Here is a 23303-nt window from a genome sequence, read left to right as displayed (position 1 = left end):
CTACGTTGACATCGTAGAGGTCAGCAGTTCGAGTCTGCTTATACCTACCAATATTCTAAACGTTATGTTATAAGGGTTTTAAGCGAAAACAGTAGCTTAAAGCCCTTTTTTGTTGTCTTAAATAAAGTCTACCATTAACAGCACTATCTTTATAATCGCTACTTTTTGCCGATAATGCAGTTTAATTTAGACCAAGATTAGACCAAGATTTTTGAGTTTAGACCAATGAAATTACCTAAGCCGATCAAGCGCGGTGAAAGCTATCGAATAAAAATTATGATTGCGGGGAAAACATATTCTGCAACCAGAGATACCGTAAAAGAATGTGAGCAGTGGGCGGCACAAAAATTACTTGAATCAAAGGCAAATCAGCTGGCTGAAGATCAGGGCATAAAACAACACTACCCATTCAAAACACTTTTTCATAAATACTATGATGAGCAGGGCCGGAAGCTTCGCGGATCCAAATACGTCAAAGAACAGTTAGGTCCGTTTGATGAGAAATTTGGTGCGCTTGCAGAAATGTCCATCCATGACATTACACCGAAGCATTTAACAGCCTGGCGTAATAAGCGATTAAAAGAAGTTGGTGCAAATACAGTGCTGCGTGAAATTGCGCTGTACTCATCAGTTTTTAGCTATGCAGTCAAAGAGCTATTTCTATTGGATAACAATCCATGGATGGGGATTAAGAAGCCTGCCAAGCCTAAGGCACGTAATCGCCGTATCCGGGATGATGAGATTGATTTAATTATTGAAGGGTTAGGGTATAGGCATGGCCAGGTGCCCACACTTCCCGAACATTATGTTGCCTGGGCATTTTTATTTGCATTGGAAACAGCGATGCGCCGTGGTGAAATCCTTGGCATTAAAATGTCTGAAATTTATGATCGGCATGTGCATTTACCAAAAACCAAAAACGGTGATGCTCGTAATGTGCCATTGACGAAAAAGGCTTTAGCTTTACTGGATCTGATCGATCATGAAGGTGATAAGTTGATTCCACAGTCTGAGAATGCCTTTCGGTTAATGTGGGAGCGTAGAAAGGAGAGGGTAGGGTTGGCAGATATTCATTTCCATGACACACGCCATGAAGCCATTACTCGCTTTGTGAATAACCAGAAATTACCGGTAGAAGTTCTGGCCAAGGTGACAGGTCATAAAAATATTAAAGTCCTGGTGAATACTTACTACAACCCGGATGTTGAAGATATTGCAGATATGATGGATGCGTAATAAAAAATAAGCTCAAGTGTGGAACTTTTATGTTTCACGCTATTGTTTAATTATAGCAAATGCTATAATTTGGCTATGGGCAAGGTTGATCTTGTCTTTTGCTGTACCCGAAATAAGGAATTTAAAATGCATACCGCCACTGATTTTCGACAATGTTAATCCTTAGTTTTTTCCTGCTAAGTTCTGTTGAGTTAAGTATTTTATGTGAGGTGTGATATGGATAATAAAAAATATATAGCGATGGATATTGCTAACTATATTATTTGGTATGTTAACAAAGATCAGGAATCCCCATTAGGAGGATTAACTCCTCTAAAACTTCAAAAAATTTTATACTATGTTGCTGCTAATTATTTAAAAAAGCACGAAGTATTGTTGTTTGATGAGCCATTTCAAAAATGGCAATATGGACCAGTGGTTAAAGAAGTGTATAGAGAGTTCAAATCGGCAAATATTTATCATATAAGTAAACCTAAGTCTCTTATTGAAGAGTCATCAGATGCTCCGTTTGGTATACATAAACGAGATTTTAAAGAGGGGTTATTTTTATCTGATAAAAAATTTGTTGAAATTGCAGACCCTATAATTGAAAAATTAATTTCTAGAAAGGCTTTTGATCTAGTTGAAATGACTCATGAGGAAAATGCCTGGAGTAGATATGAGCCTGAAATTAATTCAGGAACTCAAAACCTAACTTATTCAATGTCTGAGCTAAAACAAGCGAAGGATATTTGAATAAATGAACTTTGAACAAGCTAAGATTATACTAATAGATTTGCACTTGGATTCTGCCTCATTCCATAAGAATGATATCGTTGATAAAGCTGCATATCTATTTAGTTTATTTGAAGCAGACTTTGTTCAAAAAACAAATCGTGAAACATTTTATAATCTACCTTATAAAGAAATATCAGTAAGAATATTTGAAAGTAATATTAATGAAATTCAGTCTAATACCTTAGATAGCTTCGCTAACACGGTTAAAGAGGTATTAGTTGATAAATACAAGAACAGTAGTAATGATTTCGAACATCTTCTTAAATGCTACGAAAAATTCACACATCATATTGAATTAGCATTTATACAAAAGCAATTTATTCAAAAAGCTTCAAAAGATGCTTTAGATATTGCTAAAAAAGCCGAAGATTTAGCAAATGAAGCAGATGCACAAGCCAAATCAACGATTGCAAACTATATTTCTATTCTAGGTATCTTTGCTTCGATCATTTTTACTTTATTTGGTGGTGTAAACTTAATAGGGTCTACAGTAAAACTCTTAGAAGTTAACTCCAGGTGGCCATACTTAACCTTTATCATTGCTCTCCTAATGATTTGTCTGCTGACACTATTAAATATGATGGTGAAGTGGATTAACTCGATGAGTAATTTAAAAAGGGTTTTAGAGAAGCATAATAAAGAAGACAATGTGACTGCTGTAGAATGCTATTGGTATAAGCCTTGGACATGGGACTTTTATACAAAAGCAGTGTCTTTCTTTCTCTTAATTTTACTTATTAGTATGTGTGGTATGTACAGCGTTAATAAGGAAAGCTTATTTACTATTACGAAGGAAACCACCACTAAAAATCTACCAATGGCTGCAGAAAATAATAAACCAGCCGATAAATCAAAGCTTGAAAGCCAAAACAAAGAAGTTACTGTTGTAGAAAAAATTACTGTATCTAATCATGCAAATGATAAAAATGCAGATAAAGATAAAAGTGAATAAAGTTAAAGCCCCAATAGGGGCTTAGTTATCAATATCAGTTCTTCCTTGCTCGCCCACGTTTGGCCACAGGCTTAGCAGTCAAAATCAAGTTTGCCTGCTCTGGATCATAAAGACATTTACCGCGAGTACCTTTGTTGATCTCAGCACAGCGGTCACGGACGGCATCCACACTAACGCCATAATATTGAGCCAGTTCAGCAGCTGATACCAGTTTTGGGCTTACATCCTTGATCGATACGATCTTTGCACCGCCAACCTCAGAACCTACAAATAATTGAGGTGCTTCACCTTGTACGGTGATTTGAAAAATTCCCATTTAAGACACCTCCTTTAAGCTTTGGACTACTGATTCAGGTAACCCGAAAAAATCATTTAGAGTTTTATTGAATTCACCGCTTTCAATGAATTGGTCCATCAGGTTTACTTGCTGATCGATATCGCCGTCTTCATAAGGCTCAAGTGGTTTTTGAATATCACTCAATTTTATTCTCCCGATTCACTTACCATAGCTTGATAAACTTGAAGAGCAGGGTGTCGGAATAATCTCTCTCCCAGTGGTGCATTTTCATTAAGGCATTCAGAATTGGCTTTAGTGCCTCTTTGGATCATTGCCTCAGTTGGTTCTTTCGGTACTAAAACAAAACCTTCCGGTACCGCTTGGGCTTTGGCATCACGTTTTGCACGTAACCACATAACCCAACCAGTATTTAAAGCTTCGTAAGCAACTTTTCGATCCTCATCATCAGTGTTGTTTACACACTCACTTTTGATTTCATAATCACCCGTATTTTCATTAAAGTTGAAAAACGGGAGAAGGTGAGAGTGAATGAACTCAGCTTCAAATAAAGTTTTTTGTTCACGCCATACAGCTTGTTTTTCTGAAATATCCATCACGCCACCTCATAGAAGCGCTTAGCTTCATCAAAATCAGAAGTAATTAACTCAACACCATCTTTGTAGCAGTGCACGATTTCACCGTACTTGAATGCTTGTTCAGCCTGCTGCATGTTTTTGCACTGGTACATCGGTTCTTTAAACCAGTCTTCTGTATAAAACATTTGTTTCTGGTGTTCTTCGGCTGTACCTTCCCACTCTTGAACCTGAAAATACTCATCAAATGACTCAATCATGAACTCATTACCTTCAGCTTTAGTCATTGCTCTGTAGCGAGCCAAAGCACGTTCAGCAATTTCTTTTGATGCAGCAGGTGATTGCTCATGAGTACTATCATCTTCAGGACAGATTCCTATGCACCACAATTTATTATTTTCCATCAGATCGCCTCCGCCAATTTATTCTTTTCAATGTATGCAGCTAGTTGAGCATTGATGTTTCGATGATCATCGTAGATCGTGAAGTCTTTATAGTTGTTGCCATTGGCATCAGTGATTTGACCAATTTCAAGATTGATTATTTCAACTGCGGTGAATTCCGAACCAGGTACGTCGTAGCTATCAGGATGTTTATCAAATACGAATTTCACTGGTACACGAAAGCCGTCAAGATTGATAACAGCTTCACCAGTAATGTCAGATGTAAGTTTGAGTGTCATAACGCCGTAGTAGCTTGGAGTTACGTTCGCAATTGAAGGTTGGCTTGAGTGAGCTGTTTGGTAATCACAAGATGAAACTGCCCATGCTATTCCAACAACTAAAAGGCTAGCTGCTGTCCATGATGCAAAAACAACTTTGCCGAAATGCAGAGCTGAATTGCTTTGAATTGTGTTTTGTTCCATAATCTACCTCATGTAAGTGAGAAGCCCTGATCGCCGTGCAAAGTAATCAGGGCTTTTTAATGTCTGTGGATTTAATTAAATTTCACGCCACCTTCCTCGATAGCTTTGCGCATACAACAAATAAAACAGCCGCAATCTTCATCACGATTGCCTTCATTTGCTTCTACAGTATGCGTTTCAGCATGAACGGTTGATTCGCCTAATACGTAGTTTTCCATTTCTTTCGCGGCTTTTACATTGCCATTAGCGATGTGGAGAAGTTGAAGGCGTAAGTTTTGGATTTCCATTTTTGGTTTACTCACATTGGGTTGGTGTGTGAATAAATTATGCATATTTGCATTATTTAATGCAATACCAAATTATGCAAATGTGCATTATTTTTTTAATCATGGTTTAATAGACAAAAGAAAACCCCGCGCATGCGAGGTTAGTATGGCTCTACTTTGTTATTACAGGCCATCCTTCGATGTGACCTTGATTCAATAGTAATAAAGGTATGTTACAGAAATGAGAAACCCACCGCAGGGGTGGAAGTAGGTACACAATGAACAAATTTCTAACGTTAATGCTAGTTATTCAATCTGGCATATTTCTATTGATTTACAGGTTTGTTGATTGGGGCACTAGCCTCTCTATTTTCAGTCTTTGGATATGTGGAATATTGTTCGGAATCAGTGTGGGTGAAATACTTCAAAATCATAAAAATAAAAGTGATAAATGCCAATGCTGCCAAGAAGGCTGATCTTCTTTCTGGATTGGTAAAAAGAGAAACAATCCAGTGAAGCAAGGATGATGTCCAGTGTTTTTTATTACTCCAACCAATAAAAATTACAGGATCACTGGGTTTATTTTCATGAAAAATATCTTTCCCATTCCACCACTTTTTTATCTTTTCAATCATTTGTAACCCAATTAGATTTTTCTATATAAACCAACAACCTTACCAACCAATCGGCAGTCTTCACTGAGTTTAATAATCTGCTCTGGCCAATTAGGGTTTAATGGCTGTAAGTACTTGTTATCACCTTCAATAATTAATTTCTTAAAAGTTGCTTCAGTTTCTCCATAGCAAGCAATGATGACTAGATCGCCAGTTTGCAAATCAAAAGTTTGTACCTCTGGATTCACATAAATACGGTCATCTGGAAGAAAGTAAGGTGACATTGACATGCCAGTAACTTTTAAGCCGTAACCACTTTTTCCACAGTCTTTATTTGGTGGAAGCCATTCATCAATTTCAGTGTCTTTTAAAACGGTCTCAATTGAAGAAAGTGAGCCTGCCGCAACCCATGAAATAACAGGAATAGGGCGACCTTCTAATGGGATTTTTTGCGATAGATCAACATTGTTATCAAATCCTGTGGAGCTACCTAATTGACGAAAATCTTTTTCAAATAGGTCGCTTACAGAAACTCCTGCCCACTCAGCAAATGGTTCAAGCGTAGACCTGCGCGGATCTTTTGTAGCCCCGCTTTGAATTCGGAAAAGCGTAGATTGTTTAATCCTTGGATTCTTTTGCTCAAGATCATTTGGATTTGTTCTGTGCTTATCAAGGAAGTAATCGATATTGGATCTTATATAGCTCATAGCAATGTCAACCATCATTTAACCCCTATTTTATGCGGAAAAGCATAATTAAAAAGAAATAACTCACTTATGCATTGACAGTTATGCAAACATGCATAAAATAATGAAAATGAAGTTACAGGTAATTAGTAATGACTCTTAAAGAGAAAATTCAGTTTCTACACGCGCACGGCTACACACAGCAAAAAATTAGTGATGAAACTGGAATCAATCAAAGTTCAGTTTCACGAATTTTAAAAGACACCCAGCAAAGTGTGCAGTACGAAAAAGGCAAGGCTCTCGACTTGGTGATTGAGAAACTTTCTGCACAGCCATTAGCACAATAACCTCATTTTCACGAATTCCAACAAATAGGTAAACGTGAATAAATTCAAGGATTCACATATGAGCGAACTAACGCTAAGCCGTGAAGCAAAAAATGCTTTACACACAATGATTCATAACACAGCAGGCATCGAGCCTAAAGACATTGCTCAGGTGCTCGGGGTTTCTCATAAAACTGTTCTGAATTATGCAAACACGAATATGGATCAGCATTTACCAACAGTGAAAGCCATCGAATCAATGATGACATTTACTCGCAATCCAGCATTAGTGAAAGCATGGGCGCATAAATTGGGATTGATGTGTGTACCGGCAAACCAAGCTGAAGAAAAAGAACATCAGGTGAGTGTTTTAGAGCGTCTTCTTCAAATCAATATCAATAACGGTCATGTGAATCAGCATATTGCAGATGTTATGGCGGATGGTGTTGTAACGCCGTCGGAATTGGCAGACACAGTTCAAATCTTGGAAGAGATGGAAGCAAACCTGCGCGGTTTACGTGTGGCTTTAGAAAAAGAGGCTGGAAAATATTTGTCAGCTTTAAAAAGAGAAAAAGCCTGAGAGTTGAGATCAGGCTTTTTCAGTATTCAATTCAGAGGGTAAATCTTTATGAATATGCCAATTATACCACATACGATTGCTGGTTCAATCAATCACATTGAAATTGCTCAGATTGTTCATACAGAACCTCGCAATGTGAAGCTTTCTATTGAGCGATTAGCCAATAAGGATGTAATTCAACTACCGCCAATGGCGAAAGTTGAAAACAAACAGTCACTTAGCCCTAACCGCTTCTCTGATGCATACGTTTTTAGCGGTGAGCAAGGGAAATTAGACAGCATTACCGTGGTTGCACAGCTTTGCCCTCAATTCACGGCGCTCCTGGTAAAGCGTTGGTATGAGTTGGAAAGCCAAGCTGCAAAGCCTGTCGAACTCAGTCGAATGGAACTAATCCAGTTGGCCTTGGCTGCTGAACAAGAAAACCAAGCGCTTAAGGACCATGTCGCCGTGTTAGCACCTAAAGCGCAGGCTTTAGACACGATTGCTGATACAAGCAATACATATTGCATTCGTGAATGTGCAAAAACGATTGGCATTAAGGAATCAGAGCTTATTCAGTTGCTCATTGATAAGAAATGGGTGTACCGAGATGCATCCAAAAAATTACAGCCAATGGCTCAGTACGCGTTAAATGGTGTGTTTTCAAATCGCACATCACCAGTTATCAAAAATCATCACGACGGCCAAGAGCGCGTGTTTTTGCATATGCGTGTTACTGCTTTTGGTTTAACACGAATCACAGGTCTTGTAGAGAAATCACGCATGAAGGGAGATTTTGTAGCATGAGTCACTATTCAACACTAAAAGGGCTGGGTAGAGCGATTGCATACTTCCCGCAGCTCGGCATTTACCTGGGTAATCCGTTGGCGGGTATATTCCTAAGCCAGCTTGTATATTGGCACGACAAAACCGATTGTGAATTGGGTGTATATAAGACATCTGAAGAATGGCATAAAGAAACTGGTCTTACTTACAGTCACCAAAAAACTGCCCGTAAATTGCTTAAAGATTTGGGTATTTTGAGCGAAACAGAGAAGCGCTTAGAGCATAAGCTGTACTTCAAATTAAACATTGATGCATTCGATGAATGGTTTGAAAAGTGTATTAATTCTGACCAAAACAGCGAAAGTGAAACAGCAAATTCCCGAACTCGAAATCCTACATTCGGGGGTGAAGTAAAACAACATTCTGGGGTGGAGGAATCATTTACCCGCGGTGAAGCTAAAAGCACATCCGTTATACACAATATTACTTCAGAGATTACAACAGAGATTACTTCAAAAGATTTAAGTACTGGTGCAAGCAAGAAACCAAACAAATTTGATTTCAAATCTACGTTGATCGAAAACGGTGTATCTGAAAAAACTGCAACTGAATTTATGCAGGTTCGTAAGGCAAAAGGCGGGGTGAATACCGAACGTGCATTCAAACTTCTTGAAAGCCAAATTGCAAAAGCAAATTTAACGTTTGCTCAAGGCATCGAGTATTGCTTAAACCGTCAAAAACCTTGGGCAGCATTTGAGGCACAGTGGTATTTCAACGATCAAAACCGCACTTCGCAACCACAAGCACCAGCTCAACAACCTTTGGAGCGCCGTCGTTTTGGCAGCCAAGCAAATCAACCAGCGCCAATGCGTGATGTTCAAGGAGAGTGCGCATGAGCAATATCCAATTATTTGAGCAAGCATTTGCGATTGATTTCCCAGTTGAAGTAGCGGACATGGTTCTTCAGCGCATGAGTGATCTTTACGGATCAGCATTCACGAAAAACTTTGAAGTTTATGCGGATGAAGAACTTCGCCAATTGGCATGCACAGTCCTAAATGGCCTAACCCCAGCAGATATCGCACGCGGTTTGACGCGGATGAACTCTGAAGAGTGGTGCCCGAAGAATTTACCGACATTCCGCAGCTGGTGTGAACAGGGCGGTGATTGGTGGACTGCTGATATGGCGTGGGCAAAGGCCATGCAGTTTGAATCAGATCCACAAACGAAGATCACAACGCTGACCAAGCGTGTACTTGATGAGGTTCGCCATGTACTGACAGCAGAAGGGCAAAAATCAGCTCATTTCGCTTTCAAAGATATTTATATGGATTACCTACGCCGTGCTAAGGCGAGTGGCAAGACTCAAGAAATGTGGGTGAAGCCTAAGGCTCCAAAGCAGCTCGATAACCATGATCGAAATCGTAGTTGTGTTCCTTGCCCACCTGAATTATTGGCGACATTGGGGAAGACTTATAATCGTGTTGGGGGTGAAGTGTGAATCAAGCATTTTCAAAGCTCAATAGCGCCGCCGTGCTAGAGCGTGGAATCGATGTTCTTTTAGTTGTTAAAAACACATCAGTAGCAACAGCATCAGAAATACAGCTACAGGTAATGCCGCAGGTGACGAAACGTGCTGTACAGCGCTATTTAAAAAATTTGGTTCAGATGGGGCTTCTGTATGCAAAACACAGTGAAGGCCTAGAAAATCGATATTACCTGAGTGGTAAAGCTAAACAGTTATTTGAGGTGAAGGGATGAATAAAGGCGATCGCGTAAAAGTAGATTTCGTAAGTGAATCAGCAACAATTTATTCAGGCAAACGCTTCACTGGGTACGGTGTATTGGATCGTGTTGAAGATGGTCGTGTATATGGGCGTTTGGATGATGGAACGCCTTTTAGTTGCTTTACTGGTGATGTGGAGGTTATCCAACTAGTAGATCGTACTGAAGAGTTTGAAGCATTTTTTACAGCACAACCATTCTTTAAAAACTTGAGATTTATACACGGCGATAAGCTTTTTGATTTTGACAAAGGCATCGGGTACCGCAATTTAACTGTTCAAGTTGGCTATGTTTGTTTTTGCAAGGGTGATGGGGAGTTTGTATTGAATGACTAAGTATCTCATTGGCATCGACACAGGTGTAAACACAGGCTACGCCGTGGCAGAAGACAAAGGCAATGGCGGTGAATTATTTGAAGTTAGATCCTTAACGATTACTCAAGCCATGAGTCGAACGCTTGAGTTTGTTGTGCACTATGGAAAAGAAAACGTCTGTTTATTTATTGAAGATGCTCGGCAGCGCACCTGGTTCACTGGTGGACGTGAGAAAGCCCAAGGTGTTGGATCAGTAAAGCGTGATGCACAGATTTGGGAAGATTGGTGTAAGGAGCAAGGGTTGAATTACTTAATGATTCATCCAGCAGCCAATGCAACCAAAACAAAGGCCGATTTATTTAAAAAGCGCACCGGCTGGATTGAATGTACGAATGAGCATGCGCGTGATGCAGCAATGTTGGTTTTTAAAAGATTTTGGAAGGTTTAAGGGAAATAGGATGAATGCAGTAGTGAAAACGAAACTAATGGATTGGTCGAAGCGTTCAGCCTATCAGTGGCTTGAACAATATGGACTTTGGGTGAGATCCACTAAATCAGATGTTTCAGCGAATCCGTTGGCCATACTCATTGATAAAAACGACAAACAGCGGATTAGATCAAGCAAAACCTCAATGCCATGTGAAATTAACGATATTGAGGCGGTAGAGGTCAGTCAGCTATTAGCAAAGATGCATAACGACTCTCGTGAATATTTAGCTGAACGCGCATGGTTCTTAATCCTAAAATTTGAGAATGATTGGTCCGATCAAACAATTGCAAATGCGCATAGATGTAGTCGCGCCAAGGTCAGAGCGGAAGTGGAAAAGGGTTTAGCGTATTTGGATGGAAAAATCGAAGTGCTAAGCGATTGACTTGGCAGCCATGTTTGTTTAGATTTGGTGTATGGTGGCAAGTTGTTATGTACTCACCAATAATTTAAAAGCTCATTCAAACATGGGCTTTTTTAATGCCTTGAGAAATGTTCCGTGAAAGCAATATCAAGGCACCCAATGGCGGCTTAACTTTATTCGTAGTGGTTTAAAATTTAATGCCGCCACCCAGATTCTAAAGAGGGGTGAATAGCGTAGCTCAGTTGGTTAGAGCGGCTTTCTAATACGAGATAGCAGTCGTATGTATGAGATCACGGTTAAGACACTCTTCGCGCGGGTTCAACTCCTGCCGTATTCACCCCATCTTTAAAATCAAAGGAGATCCGCATGCTCCAATTTATATTCTGTTTATTCGGCCTGCATGGTGCGACTGAGATCGATTACACAGTTGATGATGAAGAAATCAAAGTGTGTCGGGATTGTTTGAAAGAAGTTGAATAATACAAAATCAAAAATATAAGCCTGCTCATTAATTTGATCGGGCTTTTTTAATGCCCGGAGAAAAGTGAAGCAATGAAAATTAAATTATTAGCAGCCGGTTTGATGTGCGCAACAGCACTCGTTGGTTGTTCGCGTGATGCTCAAGTTGCTTCACGCAACCTATCCCATGCAGCAGACAACTTCCAATTAGATCGACGAATCGTTTTTTATAACGGTGTTACTGGTGACTATGTTCTAACGATTGAAGGAAAGTGTGCCTTTGAAGCTGTTAGTGATCGAAAGGTTGATGTGACCTGCAAGACCAGCGATACGGAATTTAAAAAGCATTCACTAGGCATTTCTGACAATGTGACTTACTTTTCCGAGCAGCTAAATAGCAAAGGTGTCAGTACCTACCAGTACAAAGTTGATTTCAGACCAAGCGTTATCATTCCTGATGTTGATTTGAAGTTACCTAAATAATTCGCCGGACGTATTACGGCAAACAAAGCCCCTCGCATTCTAGATGTTGAGGGGTTTTTCTTTTCTTATTTAATCGCTTATTATCGTTAAATATAAATACTAATTGGGCGCAGCAGTGGACTTAAGACAAAAATTAAACCAAGCGAGAAATGCATATATCGATAAATACAGAAGAGATCCTAATGTTATTTTTATAAGCAATAGCTTTTACGGCGAATTGGATGAGATGGCCGGTGGTTTAAATTTATATGATGCAGCCCCAAGGCATTTATGGGGAGCTAATGTAATTGTGGTTTTAACTCCAGATTACATTAAATTTGCTGAAGACTCCGATGTCAGAAAAGCTGCGCAAAGATTCCATAGTGATGGATCTTGGGATAGCTACAAGGTTCCAAAAACCAGAACAACAATTGGTAGTGTAAATAATGGTGTGCATATGCCATCTGAAATAATTGAGCTCGAGCCAATTGAATTCAGTAAAGAAGAGATAGAAATCTACTTAATGCAAAATTAATTTTACTGATATGAAAACCCCGTCATTTGATGGGGTTTTTTGTTTTTAGGTGGTGCGTATGGATGTTAAAGAAGCCCAAAAGAATCTAAATGAATTGCATGATGAACTGGTGAAGTACCAGAACCTAAGTCGAGCATTCATGAATAGCAAACAGATGATGGTTATTGATGAAGTAATGGCAAACATCCGTACTCGCATGAAGAACATTCAAATCAATTTAAGTCGGAGATAGCGCCGTGGGTACAAGTGATCAAGAGCGACTCGATATGAGCGATCAAAAGAAAGAATGCGTTTGTGTATCGAACGACTTACTCCTCGAGCTAATCGAGCAGAACAACCAACTGATTCAGCAAAACAATCAACTCATTCAGATCAACAATGAACAGAATGCTCAGATCAATGAGCTATTGATTCAATTGGAAGGTGGTGAGGATGAGCAACCTAAGTCGCCTTACTTGGATTGATGGATATGAGTAGACCATGCCGTGAGTTTTGCTGTCCACACCTAACCAAGTCGCCCAAGCAGCAAGGCTATTGTGATGAGCATTCGCATAAGCGCAGTGGCTGGGGTCGACGTGTAGACCGAACAGGATCAACTACTGAGCGTGGCTATGGCCATGCATGGCGTAAGTTGCGTGAAAGCATATTGAAGCGTGATAACTATCTCTGTGTGAAATGCGCCGTTGATGGCCGCGTTGTTGCTGCTACCGATGTCGATCACATCAAGGCTAAGGCTCATGGTGGTACAGATGACCCAGACAACCTGCAGTCGCTGTGTGTGTCATGTCATAGAGAGAAGACAGCAAACGAAGGAAAACAAAATGGATAACCAACATCAAAAAATCAAAGGCTATCGCGATTTATCTCAAGAAGAAATCAACTTGATGAATGAAATCAAAGCGATTGGCCCGCAAGTTCAAGCTGTGATTGAAAAGGTTCAAAAGCACATTGCGACCCAACGATATAACTGTCGATGCGATGCAAATATGCAGGTGCTAGATGTAGAGGAAGATCGTCGCCTTGATGCTGCAACACCAGAGCGCTTCGCTGCTATGGCAAAGACAGACTTTCAAACTGGTTTGATGTACTTAGTTCGCGCCGTTGCCCAGCCTACAAGCTTTTAAATAGGGAGGGGGTGGGTAAAAAGTTCAGGGCTTTTGCCTAAATGACCGCCCTGTTAGTCACATTTTTACGTGAGCGAAATTAAAAATTTAGGGTGTTGACATGGGTGGTGTGAATGCAGTAGCTGGCGCGGGTCGAAAACCAAAAGTAAAAGTCACTGGCGATACTGATTTTGAGAAAGTTTACGACATCGATGTACCTACTTATATGGAAGAGATGAGTTATGCCCCATCCATGTGGCGAACAATTGTTAAGGAATTACTCTCAAGAAAAATTTTAAAAATTACTGATCTGCACAACATCGAAATGTTTTGTATTGCTTACAACAATCTACGGGAAGCCCAGCAGGAAGTGGTTTTGAACGGTGTAACAATTGAAACAGCAATGGGTCGATCAAAGAATCCAGCCATAACTGTAGTAAATGAAGCATCAAAACAAATGGCTCAATTCGGGGCAATGTTAGGGCTTGATCCAGCATCACGCCAACGGCTGACAGGTGGTGGCGGGAAACCTAAGAAAAATTCATTTGCAGAGGTGTTGAATATGTAGAGAGGTTACTGAATGGCGGCTTTCCCGAATGTAGACATTGCAAATAAGTGGGCCAAGCAAGTCGTTACAGGTAAGATTCCTGCATGTAAATGGGTAAAATTAGCCTGTGAAAAGCATTTAAATGACCTAAAAAACCAGAAAAAGAAAGAATTTTTATACAAATTTGACCCTAAATTAGCTGAAAAGAAGATCGCCTTTATTGAGCTGCTACCCCATACCAAGGGTGAGTGGGCAATGAAGCGCATGAAAATATCGCTTGAGCCTTGGCAGAAGTTTGGAATCGCCTGCACGTTCGGGTGGGTTCGTAAAAAAGACGGATACCGCCGATTTCGCGAAAGCTATTGGGAGGTGCCACGTAAAAATGGCAAGTCTGCGATTGCAGCTGGTGTTGCTCTCAACATGTTTGCCAATGATGGTGAGTTTGGCTCAGAGGTTTATGCCGGTGCTACTACTGAGAAGCAAGCCTGGGAGGTATTTAAACCTGCCAGACTCATGGCTATCCGATCCCCAGAGTTTATTGAGGCTGCGGGTATTCTTGTTAATGCCGGTAGTCTGGAAATTCCTGAAGATGGATCTCTGTTTGAACCAATTATTGGTGATCCACCAGATGGCCAGTCACCACATTGCGCTGTGGTTGATGAATACCATGAGCATGCAACGTCAGCACTATATGACACGATGCAGACTGGTATGGGGGCACGCAGACAGCCTTTAATTTTTACAATTACAACGGCCGGATTCAATATTGAAGGCCCATGTTATGACCTGCGCATACGTGTTCAAGAAATGCTGCTCGGTACGGTACCAGATGATGAGCTATTTGGTTTCATCTGGACCATTGATGAGGGTGATGACTGGACGGATCCCAAGGTATTAGCCAAGGCAAACCCCAATTACAACGTTTCTGTTTATGGTGACTACCTTGAGTCGCAACAAAAAAGAGCGATTCAGAGTGCATCAAAGCAAAACACTTTTAAGACAAAGCACTTAAATGTATGGGTGTCTGCAAAATCTGCTTTCTTCAATATGGAGCAGTGGAGTAAATGCAAAGACACCACCTTAGATATTGATGATTTTAGAAATGATCCCTGCATGATCTGCGTGGATTTATCCTCAAAGATTGATATCGCAGCACGCATTAATCTGTTTTATCGAATCATTGAGGGGAAGATTCACTATTACAGCATCGCACCAAGGTTTTATCTGCCGTACGACACTGTTTATAACGGCGAGGAAAAGCAGGTAACAGAGCGCTATCAAAAGTGGCTTAATCAGGACCTATTAACGGTTTGTGATGGATTCGAGAATGATTTAAATGAAATTGCCGACGACATTACAGCTGATGCTGAAAACTTAAAAGTGAAAGAGGTCCCTTATGATGAGTGGGGCGGCTTCCAGATCGCAAAAACAATTGATGATGCCGGGTACACATCTATAAAAATCCCAAAAATTACCAAAACCTTTTCACCTGCTATGAAGGAAGTGGAAGCAGCAATTGCAGCTGGCCGTTTTCATCATGACGGTAATCCAATTTTGTCCTGGATGGTGGGTAATGTGGTTTCTAAAAAGGGTGCAAATGATACCGACTTTCCCCACAAGGAGAAGTCATTTAAGAAAATCGATGGCGCTGTTGCAGCCTTGATGGGCGTAAGTCGAATTCTAACCTTAAACAGCAATCCTGAAGAGCAAACACTGTCAAACCATCTTGAAAGACACGGGATTAGGAAATTGTAATGAACTTAAAAACAAAAATTGGGGAGCTGCTTGGATTCAAGTCAGCTCCCCAAGTTATTTCTAGCCCTGATGATTTGGCGCGAATATTTGGTGCTGAGCATGTGACAGGCGTTGGTTGCCCGGTAACTCCATTCACTGCTATGCAACTAACAACGGTTTTTACTTGTGTTCGCGTGCTGTCTGAGTCAATGGGTATGTTGCCGTGCCGTTTGTATAAAAAAGATGGGCGCAACAAAAACCCGGCAGAGAATCACAGATTGCATGATCTGCTTTATGTAGCACCAAACGACTACATGACTGCTCAGGAGTTTTGGGAGTTGCTCATGGTATGCCTTTGTTTGCGAGGAAACTTCTATGCTTACAAGGTTTATGCACTAGGCGAAGTGGTGGAGTTGCTGCCAATTGACCCGGGGGCAGTTACACCAAAACTGAATGACGACTGGACTATTGAATATCATGTCAATTTTAAAAGTGGTGGCACAAGAATCTTGTCGCAAGACGATATCTGGCATGTACGTCTGTTCACTCTGGATGGTATGCACGGATTAAATCCAATCGCATATGCCAGAAAGTGTATTGGTCTTGGATTGGATACCGAGGACCATGGCTCAAGATTATTTAAAAATGGCGCTGTAACGTCAGGCGTGCTGGAGACAGAAGAAACGCTCACGGATGATGCTTTCATGCGACTCAAGACAGAGTTTACAGAAAACCATACTGGCCTTGCGAATACCTATAAGCCGATGATTCTTGAGCAGGGTTTAAAGTGGAAGCCTACTGCTCTGAATTTGGAAGACTCTCAATTTTTGCAAACCAGACAATATCAGGCTACTGAGATTTGCGGTCTGTTCCGGGTGCCGCCGCACTTGGTGGCTAATCTGGAAAAAATGACACTCAATAATATTGAGCACATGGGCATGAGTTTTGTGAATTACTCACTAGTGCCATATATGACTCGTATTGAGTCGCGGATCAAGGTCGGCTTGCTGAATGAGCAGGACCGCAAAGCCTACTATGCGAAATTTAACGCCGGCGCATTGCTTCGTGGCGACCTGAAAGGCCGATACGAATCTTATGGAAAGGGTATTCAGTGGGGTATTTTAAGCCCAAATGACTGCCGCGAACTGGAAGATTTAAACCCGCGTGAAGGTGGTGACATTTACTTGACACCGATGAATATGACAACAAATCCTGAAGGGGAAAATGATGCAGACAAAGCAGCGCCTTGATGTCCCACTAAAGATTAAATCTCTATCTGAAACGGGTGAATTTGAAGGCTATGGCTCGGTTTTTGGTGTCGAGGACAGTTATTCGGATGTGGTGGTAAAAGGGGCTTTTGAGAAGTCCCTTTCTTTATGGGCTGAAAAAGGCCGGCTGCCCTCGATGCTATGGCAGCACAAAATGTCAGAGCCTATCGGTATCTATACAGAAATCAAAGAAGATGAGCACGGGCTTTATGTGAAAGGTCGTTTGCTGATTAACGATGATCCGCTGGCCAAGCGTGCTTATGCTCATGCAAAGGCTGGAAGTCTAGGCGGATTGTCGATTGGATTCATTCTGAAAGATTGGGAATATGACTCTGCTAAAGGGGTCTATTTATTAAAAGAAATTGATTTGTGGGAGGTGTCACTGGTGACTATGCCCGCAAATGATGATGCACGTATTTCGGATGTGAAATCGATGCTACAGAAGGGTGAAACCCCTTCACCAAGTAAGGTAGAGCGTACCCTGCGCGATGTTGGGTTTTCTCGTTCACAAGCCAAGGCTTTTATGGCTAAAGGCTATGGTGCGGTTGATTCTCAGCGAGATGCTGAAAGCCAAAGCGAAGCACTGCAATCACTCAAAGACTTAACAGCATTTTTAAGAGGTTAAATACTCATGGCTATTGATGAAAAAGATATTGGCGAAGTTGCCAAGGAATTAAAGGGTGCGTTTGAAGAGTTCAAAAAATCAAACGATAAAGAACTTGAGGCAATTAAAGCTGAAAAAGGCAAGCTTGAAGAAAAAACCAACCAGCTAAATGAAAAGCTAGGTGAAATTGACAAGTTGAAGGCTGATCTTGAGAAAGAGATTAAATCTTCAAAACGCCCTGGTGCACCAAAAGGTGAAGTTGAAGCGCACAAAAAAGCGTTTTTACAGTTCTTACGCAAAGGCACTGATGATGGTCTTGCTGATCTGCAACAAAAAGCAGTTCAGGTTGCAGTCGATGCGGATGGTGGTTATGCGGTACCAGAAGAACTTGATCGCACATTAATTGAATTGATGCGCAACGAAAGCCCAATGCGCCGTGTGTGTAACTCTATCACTATTGGTACATCAGACTATAAAAAACTGGTGAATCTTGGTGGTGCTGGCTCTGGTTGGGTGGGTGAAACTAATGCTCGTCCTGCTACCGGCACACCGACCATGGTGCAGATCGCTGCAACCATGGGTGAGATTTATGCCAATCCACAAGCAACACAGCAATCGCTTGATGATGTTTTCTTTAATGTCGAGCAGTGGTTGGCTGATGAAGTGGCGCGTGAGTTTGCTGAAAAAGAAGGCGAATCCTTTCTGACCGGTAACGGCACAAACAAACCAAAAGGCATTCTAGCGGCAACACTGGCAACCGCTGGCGATAAAACACGAACTTTCGGTCAGTTACAAAAATTGGTTTCAGGCGTGGCTGGTGGGTTTACGAGCGACAACCTGATCGATCTTATTTACTCGCTCAAGAGTGGATATCGTCAAAATGCGGCATTCATGATGAATGGCTTGACCGTTTCAAAAGCTCGAAAGCTAAAAGACTCGGATGGCAATTACTTGTGGCAGCCCGGCTTGCAACAAGGACAACCTTCGGCTTTGCTTGGTTATGGCATTGAAGAAAATGAAGACATGCCAGATGCAGCTGCTGATGCAAATGCAATCCTGTTCGGTGATTTCAAGCGCGGTTATACCATCGTGGATCGCATGGGCACTCGTACTTTGCGCGACCCGTTCACCAATAAGCCGTATGTTGGTTTCTACACAACCAAGCGCGTCGGCGGCATGTTGACGGATTCAAATGCGATTAAAGTGCTGACTTTATCGCTGTAATCGGTTTTTAAATATAAGGCCCTCAATGTGAGGGTCTTATTTTTTTGGAGTAATAGAAATGCCACCAATTATTGATGTTAAAGAATCATTTAAGGTTGCTGTGGATAACGGCAATCAGGTAATTGAGATTGAACCTGGTGAACATGAAGTGGACGATCGCATCGCAGATGTTGCTGTAAATCAGTTAGGTGTTGCAGAGATGGTCCAGACAAATACCCTTCCTGAGCCCGAGCCTGAGCCTGAGCCTGAGCCTGAGCCTGAGCCTGAGCCTGAGCCAACCAAGTTGAAGCCGCGCACAAAAGGTAAAGTAAATGACACAGTTTCTAACACTGGCACAAGTGAAGTTAAATCTGCGGATTGATCATGATGATGAAGATTCGCTGATTGAATCATTGATTGGAGCGGCTTTTGATGCATTTGAGCAATCAACAAACCGAAAACTGTATGCTGCCGGTTCGACCATTCCAGATGATGTTTTGAATGGGATTTATGTTTCTGACTCAATCACTCAAGGGGCTTATCTCCTGATTGGGCATTGGTATAAAAATCGGGAAACGGTCGGTACTGGAACTGAATTACCAATGGCCACAGACTGGCTCTGGAAAAGACATCGATGGGTGAATGTATGACGTTAGCAGCAGGCGAACTATGCCATCGTGTGACGATTCAGCAAAAAACCATAGTCTATGATGAATACAACTATGAAACCGAAGCTTGGGCTGAGTTTAAAAAGCTATGGGGGAAGATTGACTTCCTTTCAGTGAAAGACTCTCTAACAGCGAAAGTCGCAGGATCAGAAACCTCAGCACGGCTAAAACTGCGCAAGCGTAAAGATATTGATACCGGCATGCGTGTTTTATTTGATGGTCAGACATTCCAGATTGTTTCGCCACCCAAGCCAGACAATGAAAACAGTCGTATTTATATGACGCTGGAGTTGTCTTTAGTGGAGTAAGCCATGTCGGTAGAATTCAATATTGAAGGATTGGATGAGGTTCAGGGAAAGCTGAAAAGACTTGGCAATCCTCGCTTGATGAAGAATGCTGCAAGGCGATCTGCCCGCAAAGCCATGGCGATTGTGCGAGATAGTGCTCGCAATGCAGCAAAAGGGATTGATGACCCGCAAACAAGCGAAAAGATTTGGAAAAATATTGCAATTGCCGCAGGGAAAACACGAAACCAGAATGAAGTGGTGATGCGTGTCGGTGTGCGCGGTGGTGCTTCATTTTCCAATCCAAATCCACCCAATACAAGCGGTGGTGATACGCGTCACTGGCGTTGGTTAGAATTTGGCTCTGTGCACAATCCACCAACTCCATTTTTACGCCCAGCACTGCAAAACAACATTCAAGCCGTGACCAATAGCTTTGCTGAAAATTTCAATAAAGAAATTGACAAGGAACTCGCAAAATTATGAACATTTTACCTGTAGTTCCGGTGCTCAATGCCAGTATTGATGTGAAAGAATTGCTCGGCACCAATCCTTTAAGAGTATTTGAAGACATTGCACCACACAAAACACCACACCCCTATGCAGTCTGGTCGGTAGTCACGGCAAATCCTGAAAACCACTTGGATTGCCCAGCCAATACCGATCATGTTTCATTCCAAATCGTGGTTTACGACACCGATCAGAAAAGAGCATCGGATATTCGGGCAGCAATCAGAATGGCTTTAGAGCCGCACTGTTATATCACCAACTTTCACCCAAACCATTTTGAGCGCAGAGCTGACACTAATATTTTTGGTCGCGGCTTTGATGCGAATTGGTTTTTAGATCGAATAGACAGATCTGCGAAAATTTATAGTTACATTGAAAAATCAAGGCTCTTTATTGGCTCGCAAGAAGTGATGATTGGTAAAGATTTTGATTTAGTTTAAATGGAAATTTCCACATAGCACCCAACCGGGTGCTTTTTTTATGCCTGTTTTCAGGCAAACCACTGGCTAGAACGACGGTTCGAAAAGCGCGTTTCCATGTTCAACGTGCCTGCCAGTTTCTTTTTTTTGAACATGAGCATATAAGAGGAAATCTTATGAACATGATGACAACATTAAATTTACGCGCCATGGTCTCAAATGAAAATGGTGAACCAAAGACAACCAGTTATGCAGTAGCGGAAGCATTCAAAAAAAGACACTCTGATGTGCTTCGAGCAATTAAAAATATGAAGTGCTCACAGAAATTCCGTGAACGCAATTTTGCGCTTTGCTTTGAAAACAACAAGTTACAGAACGGAAAGCCTAGAAAATTTTATCAAATGACTAAAGATGGGTGGATGTTTCTGGTGATGGGCTTTAATGGCGAGAAGGCTGATGCAGTAAAAGAGCAATTTATTGATGCCTTCAACTGGATGGCAAGCCAATTAACCCAAGTCTTTCAGTCTAAGTGGGCGCGATATAACCATATTGTCGGTTATCGCAATAGTCGAAAGCAGCAAGTCAGTTGTTCAGCCAGAGATATGAATGTGTGGAAACAAGAAAAGCATCCGCTTGATGATGAAATAGCGCAATTAGAAAGTGAATTGCAGCCATCACTGCCATTCTTCCAATCATCTTGATCAGATTTTAAATCTAACCAAAACCAATGCCACCACTCGGTGGCTTTTTTTATGCCTAAAATTGAGGAGTAGCTACTCATGGCGAAGAAAGGTGTTTTATCTCAGGGTACGCATGTATGGATTTTACATGGCGATACTCCAACACTCACAAAGATGGATTGCGTCAAAGCCTTTGTAATGGGCGATGACAGCACCACCGAAATCAGCACAACCTGTCTGGAAGAGCCAAAAACAGCAACATCGGTTTGGGGTTTAACTACACCGGGTGAAGGTTCAATCCAGATTGATACCGATCCTAAAAACCTTTCACACATGAAATTACTTGAGCTTGCAGCAGATCGCGCTGAAGTTGGTGTATATGTAGGCTGGTCTGATGGTGATGTTCCGCCAACAATTAGTGGTAGCGATGTCACATTGCCGACTACTCGCACATGGTCATCTTTCCGCGCAATTCTGCGTAAAGGTTCACCAGTATTTGATGCTGATGCTCTGGTAAACCATACCGTGCCAATGAAGCGCCAAACCGAAGTAACTGATGAGTTTAAGGTGGTGACAGGTGGCTAAAACAAAGGCTAAAAAATTTGATATTAAATCTATTGGATCAGGCGCTCTTGTTGGTGAAGTCCGTAATGCAGTCGTAAAGTTTTATCATAATGGGCAGATAGAATCTGTAGAGGTTCGTATTAAGCAACTTCCCTTTGCTAAAACAGAAGACTTGCATCGTCGATTGAATAGCCGCGATAAGGGAGTTATTGCTGATTGGATATCTCTTGCGCTGGTTGATGAAAAGGATGAATTGATTTTTACGCCAGAACAGATTGAGGAAAACTTTACGCAGTCTCTTGCGAATGAAATCTTTGCCGAGGTTTCTGGGCTTAAAGCATTGCAGGAGTATGCAGAAAAACTGGGAAAGGAATCAGCCATGAAGAAGAGCTCTGGGCAGAACTCGTCCTTAATGGGGTCGGCGGAAGAACAATAGCTGAAGCTAAAAGAAATATGACTTACAAGGAGTTTATGTTTTGGAGTCACTATCGCAATAAATACGGCTCATTTAATATGGGTCGTCGCATAGAACAGGGTGCGGGTAATCTATACGCGCTTTATTTCAATGGCAAGGTTGAAGAAGACAAGCGTGTTGATGCTCGTATCTTTATGCCGCATGAAACAATTCCAGAGCTAACTTTTGAAGAGCAGCGTATGCAAGCTATTAAGAAAAAAGCACCTTAGGGTGCTTTGTTTTTGCTTATAAACTCAACTGTGTCTTTCTCAGCATTATTGTCGACCACATATTTGGTAGATACTTTTGGATTATTCAGCAGGCTTGGATCATCTTTTACAGCCTTGAGTGTAAGCATTACTGCCTCTTCAAGTAAAGACTGTGTAGTTTCAGGTGCTGAGAAACTCTGCTCTAGGCGAGCAACAATATCCGCATTCATAGAGCGATTGTGCTCTTTGGCTGATTGAGCAATTTTTTCTTTTAATTCATCGGGCCAGCGCAAATTGTATTGTGCATTTAAGTGCTTGCTACTCATTATGACCATATACCGCAAATAAAAAACATAATAATAGTAGCCAGTGCATATTGACAATCCTAGCCAATGGGTATTATTATCCAGATATAGCCAGTGGCTATTATTGTTAAGATCACCCATCATAGGAGTTTGAGATGGAATTACCCACAAAACCAAAAGGTGAGCGAACCAAGATTCAGTACAATCTTCGAATTGAACCTGAATTAATGGATTGGCTTAAAGAGCTCGGTCAGGAGTATGAAAGACCAGTGAATTATTTGATTAACCATGCGGTTAAGCAAATGAAAAATGAAATAGAGAGTGCGAAAGCATGAAATCAACAGGCACAAAAAAACCTTGCTCCACTACCACATTTCGCAAGGTTCAGTTGCCATCACAAAGGATGTA

At 41.3% G+C, this 23303-nt stretch carries 41 protein-coding genes and 2 pseudogenes; 34 read left to right on the top strand and 9 right to left on the bottom strand.

The features are described 5' to 3' along the window. The first annotated feature begins 225 nt into the window (after window positions 1–225). From ACSC97_RS09935 to ACSC97_RS09925, 3 genes are all read left to right on the top strand, one after another. On the top strand, window positions 226–1236 hold the full coding sequence (locus ACSC97_RS09935) for a tyrosine-type recombinase/integrase (RefSeq protein WP_436660734.1): 1011 nt from the start codon (window positions 226–228) through the stop codon (window positions 1234–1236). Between the two features lie 216 nt (window positions 1237–1452). After that, window positions 1453–1971 carry a Panacea domain-containing protein gene (locus ACSC97_RS09930; RefSeq protein ID WP_120402422.1) on the top strand — a complete coding sequence of 173 codons (519 nt, stop codon included), beginning with the start codon at window positions 1453–1455 and terminating at the stop codon, window positions 1969–1971. A gap of 4 nt (window positions 1972–1975) precedes the next feature. Continuing rightward, a complete protein-coding gene (locus tag ACSC97_RS09925; RefSeq protein WP_120402423.1) occupies window positions 1976–2965 on the top strand; it encodes a hypothetical protein in 990 nt (329 codons plus the stop codon). Window positions 2966–2999: 34 nt separating this feature from the next. Here the strand turns inward: ACSC97_RS09925 and ACSC97_RS09920 are convergent, their stop codons facing one another. The 8 genes from ACSC97_RS09920 to ACSC97_RS09885 form a co-directional block, all read right to left on the bottom strand. Continuing rightward, entirely contained in the window at window positions 3000–3281 is a 282-nt protein-coding gene (locus ACSC97_RS09920; protein ID WP_436660731.1) for a hypothetical protein, read from the bottom strand. Continuing rightward, a complete protein-coding gene (locus tag ACSC97_RS09915; RefSeq protein ID WP_436660729.1) occupies window positions 3282–3446 on the bottom strand; it encodes a hypothetical protein in 165 nt (54 codons plus the stop codon). A 2-nt stretch (window positions 3447–3448) separates the two neighbouring features. Beyond that, on the bottom strand, window positions 3449–3856 hold the full coding sequence (locus tag ACSC97_RS09910; protein WP_436660727.1) for a hypothetical protein: 408 nt from the start codon (window positions 3854–3856) through the stop codon (window positions 3449–3451). After that, window positions 3856–4239: a hypothetical protein gene (locus tag ACSC97_RS09905; RefSeq protein ID WP_436660725.1), complete on the bottom strand. Its 384-nt coding sequence runs from the start codon at window positions 4237–4239 to the stop codon at window positions 3856–3858. Before ACSC97_RS09905 ends, ACSC97_RS09910 begins: the two co-directional genes overlap by 1 nt. Continuing rightward, on the bottom strand, window positions 4239–4700 hold the full coding sequence (locus ACSC97_RS09900) for a hypothetical protein (RefSeq protein ID WP_436660723.1): 462 nt from the start codon (window positions 4698–4700) through the stop codon (window positions 4239–4241). The genes ACSC97_RS09905 and ACSC97_RS09900 overlap by 1 nt, the downstream gene beginning before the upstream one ends. 71 nt (window positions 4701–4771) lie before the next feature. Continuing rightward, the gene (locus ACSC97_RS09895; protein WP_436660721.1) at window positions 4772–5032 is read right to left on the bottom strand and encodes a hypothetical protein; all 261 of its coding nucleotides are present in this window, start codon (window positions 5030–5032) and stop codon (window positions 4772–4774) included. Between the two features lie 260 nt (window positions 5033–5292). Next, window positions 5293–5601 (bottom strand): hypothetical protein, encoded by a 309-nt coding sequence (locus tag ACSC97_RS09890; RefSeq protein ID WP_224466548.1) that lies wholly within the window; start codon window positions 5599–5601, stop codon window positions 5293–5295. 11 nt (window positions 5602–5612) lie between these two features. Next, on the bottom strand, window positions 5613–6302 hold the full coding sequence (locus ACSC97_RS09885) for a LexA family protein (RefSeq protein ID WP_436660719.1): 690 nt from the start codon (window positions 6300–6302) through the stop codon (window positions 5613–5615). A 116-nt stretch (window positions 6303–6418) separates the two neighbouring features. On the opposite strand from ACSC97_RS09885, the gene ACSC97_RS09880 reads away from it, so the two are divergent. The 30 genes and pseudogenes from ACSC97_RS09880 to ACSC97_RS09735 all read left to right on the top strand — a co-directional run bounded on the left by ACSC97_RS09880 (window position 6419) and on the right by ACSC97_RS09735 (window position 22611). Next, the gene (locus ACSC97_RS09880; RefSeq protein ID WP_063454636.1) at window positions 6419–6613 is read left to right on the top strand and encodes a helix-turn-helix domain-containing protein; all 195 of its coding nucleotides are present in this window, start codon (window positions 6419–6421) and stop codon (window positions 6611–6613) included. Between the two features lie 58 nt (window positions 6614–6671). After that, window positions 6672–7172 (top strand): phage regulatory CII family protein, encoded by a 501-nt coding sequence (locus tag ACSC97_RS09875; protein WP_062034564.1) that lies wholly within the window; start codon window positions 6672–6674, stop codon window positions 7170–7172. Between the two features lie 48 nt (window positions 7173–7220). Next, window positions 7221–7958 carry a phage antirepressor KilAC domain-containing protein gene (locus tag ACSC97_RS09870; RefSeq protein WP_436660716.1) on the top strand — a complete coding sequence of 246 codons (738 nt, stop codon included), beginning with the start codon at window positions 7221–7223 and terminating at the stop codon, window positions 7956–7958. Beyond that, window positions 7955–8833, top strand: coding sequence for a hypothetical protein (locus tag ACSC97_RS09865; protein ID WP_436660714.1), 879 nt, complete (start codon window positions 7955–7957; stop codon window positions 8831–8833). The genes ACSC97_RS09870 and ACSC97_RS09865 overlap by 4 nt, the downstream gene beginning before the upstream one ends. Then, window positions 8830–9438, top strand: coding sequence for a restriction endonuclease (locus tag ACSC97_RS09860; protein ID WP_436660712.1), 609 nt, complete (start codon window positions 8830–8832; stop codon window positions 9436–9438). The genes ACSC97_RS09865 and ACSC97_RS09860 overlap by 4 nt, the downstream gene beginning before the upstream one ends. After that, window positions 9435–9698, top strand: a complete 264-nt coding sequence (locus tag ACSC97_RS09855; RefSeq protein ID WP_078388967.1) for a hypothetical protein — start codon at window positions 9435–9437, stop codon at window positions 9696–9698. The genes ACSC97_RS09860 and ACSC97_RS09855 overlap by 4 nt, the downstream gene beginning before the upstream one ends. Beyond that, on the top strand, window positions 9695–10057 hold the full coding sequence (locus ACSC97_RS09850) for a hypothetical protein (RefSeq protein WP_436660709.1): 363 nt from the start codon (window positions 9695–9697) through the stop codon (window positions 10055–10057). Before ACSC97_RS09855 ends, ACSC97_RS09850 begins: the two co-directional genes overlap by 4 nt. Next, window positions 10050–10484, top strand: a complete 435-nt coding sequence (locus ACSC97_RS09845; protein ID WP_436660707.1) for a hypothetical protein — start codon at window positions 10050–10052, stop codon at window positions 10482–10484. Before ACSC97_RS09850 ends, ACSC97_RS09845 begins: the two co-directional genes overlap by 8 nt. Window positions 10485–10494: 10 nt before the next feature. Beyond that, on the top strand, window positions 10495–10908 hold the full coding sequence (locus ACSC97_RS09840) for an antiterminator Q family protein (protein ID WP_078390420.1): 414 nt from the start codon (window positions 10495–10497) through the stop codon (window positions 10906–10908). A gap of 205 nt (window positions 10909–11113) precedes the next feature. Further along, window positions 11114–11224 (top strand): annotated as a pseudogene (locus ACSC97_RS09835). A gap of 215 nt (window positions 11225–11439) precedes the next feature. Then, window positions 11440–11829 (top strand): hypothetical protein, encoded by a 390-nt coding sequence (locus tag ACSC97_RS09830; protein WP_436660705.1) that lies wholly within the window; start codon window positions 11440–11442, stop codon window positions 11827–11829. 115 nt (window positions 11830–11944) lie between these two features. Further along, a complete protein-coding gene (locus ACSC97_RS09825) occupies window positions 11945–12343 on the top strand; it encodes a hypothetical protein (protein ID WP_436660703.1) in 399 nt (132 codons plus the stop codon). 58 nt (window positions 12344–12401) lie between these two features. After that, window positions 12402–12575, top strand: a complete 174-nt coding sequence (locus tag ACSC97_RS09820; protein WP_436660701.1) for a hypothetical protein — start codon at window positions 12402–12404, stop codon at window positions 12573–12575. Window positions 12576–12609: 34 nt separating this feature from the next. Next, window positions 12610–12807 (top strand): hypothetical protein, encoded by a 198-nt coding sequence (locus tag ACSC97_RS09815; protein WP_436660740.1) that lies wholly within the window; start codon window positions 12610–12612, stop codon window positions 12805–12807. A 5-nt stretch (window positions 12808–12812) separates the two neighbouring features. Then, a complete protein-coding gene (locus ACSC97_RS09810) occupies window positions 12813–13172 on the top strand; it encodes an HNH endonuclease (RefSeq protein ID WP_436660699.1) in 360 nt (119 codons plus the stop codon). After that, entirely contained in the window at window positions 13165–13467 is a 303-nt protein-coding gene (locus ACSC97_RS09805; protein ID WP_436660697.1) for an Acb2/Tad1 domain-containing protein, read from the top strand. Before ACSC97_RS09810 ends, ACSC97_RS09805 begins: the two co-directional genes overlap by 8 nt. Window positions 13468–13567: 100 nt before the next feature. Then, window positions 13568–14014 carry a phage terminase small subunit P27 family gene (locus ACSC97_RS09800; protein WP_436660695.1) on the top strand — a complete coding sequence of 149 codons (447 nt, stop codon included), beginning with the start codon at window positions 13568–13570 and terminating at the stop codon, window positions 14012–14014. A gap of 12 nt (window positions 14015–14026) precedes the next feature. Next, the gene (locus ACSC97_RS09795) at window positions 14027–15748 is read left to right on the top strand and encodes a terminase large subunit (protein ID WP_436660693.1); all 1722 of its coding nucleotides are present in this window, start codon (window positions 14027–14029) and stop codon (window positions 15746–15748) included. Continuing rightward, the gene (locus ACSC97_RS09790; RefSeq protein WP_436660691.1) at window positions 15748–16977 is read left to right on the top strand and encodes a phage portal protein; all 1230 of its coding nucleotides are present in this window, start codon (window positions 15748–15750) and stop codon (window positions 16975–16977) included. The genes ACSC97_RS09795 and ACSC97_RS09790 overlap by 1 nt, the downstream gene beginning before the upstream one ends. Continuing rightward, window positions 16955–17620 carry an HK97 family phage prohead protease gene (locus ACSC97_RS09785; RefSeq protein WP_171509107.1) on the top strand — a complete coding sequence of 222 codons (666 nt, stop codon included), beginning with the start codon at window positions 16955–16957 and terminating at the stop codon, window positions 17618–17620. Before ACSC97_RS09790 ends, ACSC97_RS09785 begins: the two co-directional genes overlap by 23 nt. Before the next feature lie 6 nt (window positions 17621–17626). Beyond that, the gene (locus ACSC97_RS09780; RefSeq protein WP_436660689.1) at window positions 17627–18823 is read left to right on the top strand and encodes a phage major capsid protein; all 1197 of its coding nucleotides are present in this window, start codon (window positions 17627–17629) and stop codon (window positions 18821–18823) included. A gap of 58 nt (window positions 18824–18881) precedes the next feature. Further along, window positions 18882–19184 carry a hypothetical protein gene (locus ACSC97_RS09775; RefSeq protein ID WP_436660687.1) on the top strand — a complete coding sequence of 101 codons (303 nt, stop codon included), beginning with the start codon at window positions 18882–18884 and terminating at the stop codon, window positions 19182–19184. Next, window positions 19135–19452, top strand: a complete 318-nt coding sequence (locus ACSC97_RS09770) for a head-tail connector protein (protein ID WP_436660685.1) — start codon at window positions 19135–19137, stop codon at window positions 19450–19452. The genes ACSC97_RS09775 and ACSC97_RS09770 overlap by 50 nt, the downstream gene beginning before the upstream one ends. Continuing rightward, entirely contained in the window at window positions 19449–19778 is a 330-nt protein-coding gene (locus ACSC97_RS09765; RefSeq protein WP_436660683.1) for a phage head closure protein, read from the top strand. Before ACSC97_RS09770 ends, ACSC97_RS09765 begins: the two co-directional genes overlap by 4 nt. 3 nt (window positions 19779–19781) lie before the next feature. Beyond that, window positions 19782–20240 (top strand): HK97-gp10 family putative phage morphogenesis protein, encoded by a 459-nt coding sequence (locus ACSC97_RS09760; protein WP_436660681.1) that lies wholly within the window; start codon window positions 19782–19784, stop codon window positions 20238–20240. Continuing rightward, window positions 20237–20605: pseudogene (gene gp17, locus ACSC97_RS09755) on the top strand (tail completion protein gp17); the annotation flags it as partial. The gene ACSC97_RS09760 and the pseudogene gp17, both read left to right, overlap by 4 nt. 254 nt (window positions 20606–20859) lie before the next feature. Further along, window positions 20860–21384 (top strand): Rha family transcriptional regulator, encoded by a 525-nt coding sequence (locus ACSC97_RS09750; protein WP_436660680.1) that lies wholly within the window; start codon window positions 20860–20862, stop codon window positions 21382–21384. A 78-nt stretch (window positions 21385–21462) separates the two neighbouring features. Next, window positions 21463–21948, top strand: a complete 486-nt coding sequence (locus ACSC97_RS09745) for a phage tail tube protein (protein WP_436660678.1) — start codon at window positions 21463–21465, stop codon at window positions 21946–21948. Continuing rightward, window positions 21941–22363 carry a phage tail assembly chaperone family protein, TAC gene (locus ACSC97_RS09740; RefSeq protein ID WP_436660676.1) on the top strand — a complete coding sequence of 141 codons (423 nt, stop codon included), beginning with the start codon at window positions 21941–21943 and terminating at the stop codon, window positions 22361–22363. The genes ACSC97_RS09745 and ACSC97_RS09740 overlap by 8 nt, the downstream gene beginning before the upstream one ends. Window positions 22364–22398: 35 nt before the next feature. Next, window positions 22399–22611: a hypothetical protein gene (locus tag ACSC97_RS09735; RefSeq protein ID WP_436660674.1), complete on the top strand. Its 213-nt coding sequence runs from the start codon at window positions 22399–22401 to the stop codon at window positions 22609–22611. Here ACSC97_RS09735 and ACSC97_RS09730 read toward each other — a convergent pair. Further along, complete coding sequence (locus ACSC97_RS09730) at window positions 22608–22916, bottom strand: Arc family DNA-binding protein (RefSeq protein WP_436660672.1); 309 nt, start codon at window positions 22914–22916, stop codon at window positions 22608–22610. The genes ACSC97_RS09735 and ACSC97_RS09730 overlap by 4 nt on opposite strands. Window positions 22917–23050: 134 nt before the next feature. Between ACSC97_RS09730 and ACSC97_RS09725 the strand changes: the two genes are divergently transcribed. Beyond that, window positions 23051–23230, top strand: a complete 180-nt coding sequence (locus tag ACSC97_RS09725) for a hypothetical protein (RefSeq protein ID WP_004784370.1) — start codon at window positions 23051–23053, stop codon at window positions 23228–23230. Window positions 23231–23303 lie beyond the last annotated feature (73 nt).

The organism is Acinetobacter sp. P1(2025), from assembly GCF_051390655.1.
Classification (GTDB): Bacteria; Pseudomonadota; Gammaproteobacteria; order Pseudomonadales; family Moraxellaceae; genus Acinetobacter; species Acinetobacter junii.
This window is presented reverse-complemented; position numbering and strand designations above follow the sequence as displayed.

Excerpts from the sequence above, each read along its gene's own strand:
- ACSC97_RS09775 (WP_436660687.1), top strand. The coding sequence starts at position 18,882 with ATGCCACCAATTATTGATGTTAAAGAATCATTTAAGGTTGCTGTGGAT.
- ACSC97_RS09870 (WP_436660716.1), top strand. The coding sequence starts at position 7,221 with ATGAATATGCCAATTATACCACATACGATTGCTGGTTCAATCAATCAC.
- ACSC97_RS09815 (WP_436660740.1), top strand. The coding sequence starts at position 12,610 with ATGAGCGATCAAAAGAAAGAATGCGTTTGTGTATCGAACGACTTACTC.
- ACSC97_RS09780 (WP_436660689.1), top strand. The coding sequence starts at position 17,627 with ATGGCTATTGATGAAAAAGATATTGGCGAAGTTGCCAAGGAATTAAAG.
- ACSC97_RS09725 (WP_004784370.1), top strand. The coding sequence starts at position 23,051 with ATGGAATTACCCACAAAACCAAAAGGTGAGCGAACCAAGATTCAGTAC.
- ACSC97_RS09805 (WP_436660697.1), top strand. The coding sequence starts at position 13,165 with ATGGATAACCAACATCAAAAAATCAAAGGCTATCGCGATTTATCTCAA.
- ACSC97_RS09920 (WP_436660731.1), bottom strand. The coding sequence starts at position 3,281 with ATGGGAATTTTTCAAATCACCGTACAAGGTGAAGCACCTCAATTATTT.
- ACSC97_RS09910 (WP_436660727.1), bottom strand. The coding sequence starts at position 3,856 with ATGGATATTTCAGAAAAACAAGCTGTATGGCGTGAACAAAAAACTTTA.
- ACSC97_RS09735 (WP_436660674.1), top strand. The coding sequence starts at position 22,399 with ATGTTTTGGAGTCACTATCGCAATAAATACGGCTCATTTAATATGGGT.
- ACSC97_RS09930 (WP_120402422.1), top strand. The coding sequence starts at position 1,453 with ATGGATAATAAAAAATATATAGCGATGGATATTGCTAACTATATTATT.
- ACSC97_RS09925 (WP_120402423.1), top strand. The coding sequence starts at position 1,976 with ATGAACTTTGAACAAGCTAAGATTATACTAATAGATTTGCACTTGGAT.
- ACSC97_RS09730 (WP_436660672.1), bottom strand. The coding sequence starts at position 22,916 with ATGAGTAGCAAGCACTTAAATGCACAATACAATTTGCGCTGGCCCGAT.
- ACSC97_RS09750 (WP_436660680.1), top strand. The coding sequence starts at position 20,860 with ATGAACATGATGACAACATTAAATTTACGCGCCATGGTCTCAAATGAA.
- ACSC97_RS09820 (WP_436660701.1), top strand. The coding sequence starts at position 12,402 with ATGGATGTTAAAGAAGCCCAAAAGAATCTAAATGAATTGCATGATGAA.
- ACSC97_RS09790 (WP_436660691.1), top strand. The coding sequence starts at position 15,748 with ATGAACTTAAAAACAAAAATTGGGGAGCTGCTTGGATTCAAGTCAGCT.
- ACSC97_RS09795 (WP_436660693.1), top strand. The coding sequence starts at position 14,027 with ATGGCGGCTTTCCCGAATGTAGACATTGCAAATAAGTGGGCCAAGCAA.
- ACSC97_RS09760 (WP_436660681.1), top strand. The coding sequence starts at position 19,782 with ATGTCGGTAGAATTCAATATTGAAGGATTGGATGAGGTTCAGGGAAAG.
- ACSC97_RS09850 (WP_436660709.1), top strand. The coding sequence starts at position 9,695 with ATGAATAAAGGCGATCGCGTAAAAGTAGATTTCGTAAGTGAATCAGCA.
- ACSC97_RS09800 (WP_436660695.1), top strand. The coding sequence starts at position 13,568 with ATGGGTGGTGTGAATGCAGTAGCTGGCGCGGGTCGAAAACCAAAAGTA.
- ACSC97_RS09900 (WP_436660723.1), bottom strand. The coding sequence starts at position 4,700 with ATGGAACAAAACACAATTCAAAGCAATTCAGCTCTGCATTTCGGCAAA.
- ACSC97_RS09845 (WP_436660707.1), top strand. The coding sequence starts at position 10,050 with ATGACTAAGTATCTCATTGGCATCGACACAGGTGTAAACACAGGCTAC.
- ACSC97_RS09860 (WP_436660712.1), top strand. The coding sequence starts at position 8,830 with ATGAGCAATATCCAATTATTTGAGCAAGCATTTGCGATTGATTTCCCA.
- ACSC97_RS09885 (WP_436660719.1), bottom strand. The coding sequence starts at position 6,302 with ATGGTTGACATTGCTATGAGCTATATAAGATCCAATATCGATTACTTC.
- ACSC97_RS09865 (WP_436660714.1), top strand. The coding sequence starts at position 7,955 with ATGAGTCACTATTCAACACTAAAAGGGCTGGGTAGAGCGATTGCATAC.
- ACSC97_RS09745 (WP_436660678.1), top strand. The coding sequence starts at position 21,463 with ATGGCGAAGAAAGGTGTTTTATCTCAGGGTACGCATGTATGGATTTTA.
- ACSC97_RS09810 (WP_436660699.1), top strand. The coding sequence starts at position 12,813 with ATGAGTAGACCATGCCGTGAGTTTTGCTGTCCACACCTAACCAAGTCG.
- ACSC97_RS09785 (WP_171509107.1), top strand. The coding sequence starts at position 16,955 with ATGCAGACAAAGCAGCGCCTTGATGTCCCACTAAAGATTAAATCTCTA.
- ACSC97_RS09770 (WP_436660685.1), top strand. The coding sequence starts at position 19,135 with ATGACACAGTTTCTAACACTGGCACAAGTGAAGTTAAATCTGCGGATT.
- ACSC97_RS09895 (WP_436660721.1), bottom strand. The coding sequence starts at position 5,032 with ATGCATAATTTATTCACACACCAACCCAATGTGAGTAAACCAAAAATG.
- ACSC97_RS09890 (WP_224466548.1), bottom strand. The coding sequence starts at position 5,601 with ATGATTGAAAAGATAAAAAAGTGGTGGAATGGGAAAGATATTTTTCAT.
- ACSC97_RS09830 (WP_436660705.1), top strand. The coding sequence starts at position 11,440 with ATGAAAATTAAATTATTAGCAGCCGGTTTGATGTGCGCAACAGCACTC.
- ACSC97_RS09880 (WP_063454636.1), top strand. The coding sequence starts at position 6,419 with ATGACTCTTAAAGAGAAAATTCAGTTTCTACACGCGCACGGCTACACA.
- ACSC97_RS09840 (WP_078390420.1), top strand. The coding sequence starts at position 10,495 with ATGAATGCAGTAGTGAAAACGAAACTAATGGATTGGTCGAAGCGTTCA.
- ACSC97_RS09905 (WP_436660725.1), bottom strand. The coding sequence starts at position 4,239 with ATGGAAAATAATAAATTGTGGTGCATAGGAATCTGTCCTGAAGATGAT.
- ACSC97_RS09875 (WP_062034564.1), top strand. The coding sequence starts at position 6,672 with ATGAGCGAACTAACGCTAAGCCGTGAAGCAAAAAATGCTTTACACACA.
- ACSC97_RS09765 (WP_436660683.1), top strand. The coding sequence starts at position 19,449 with ATGACGTTAGCAGCAGGCGAACTATGCCATCGTGTGACGATTCAGCAA.
- ACSC97_RS09935 (WP_436660734.1), top strand. The coding sequence starts at position 226 with ATGAAATTACCTAAGCCGATCAAGCGCGGTGAAAGCTATCGAATAAAA.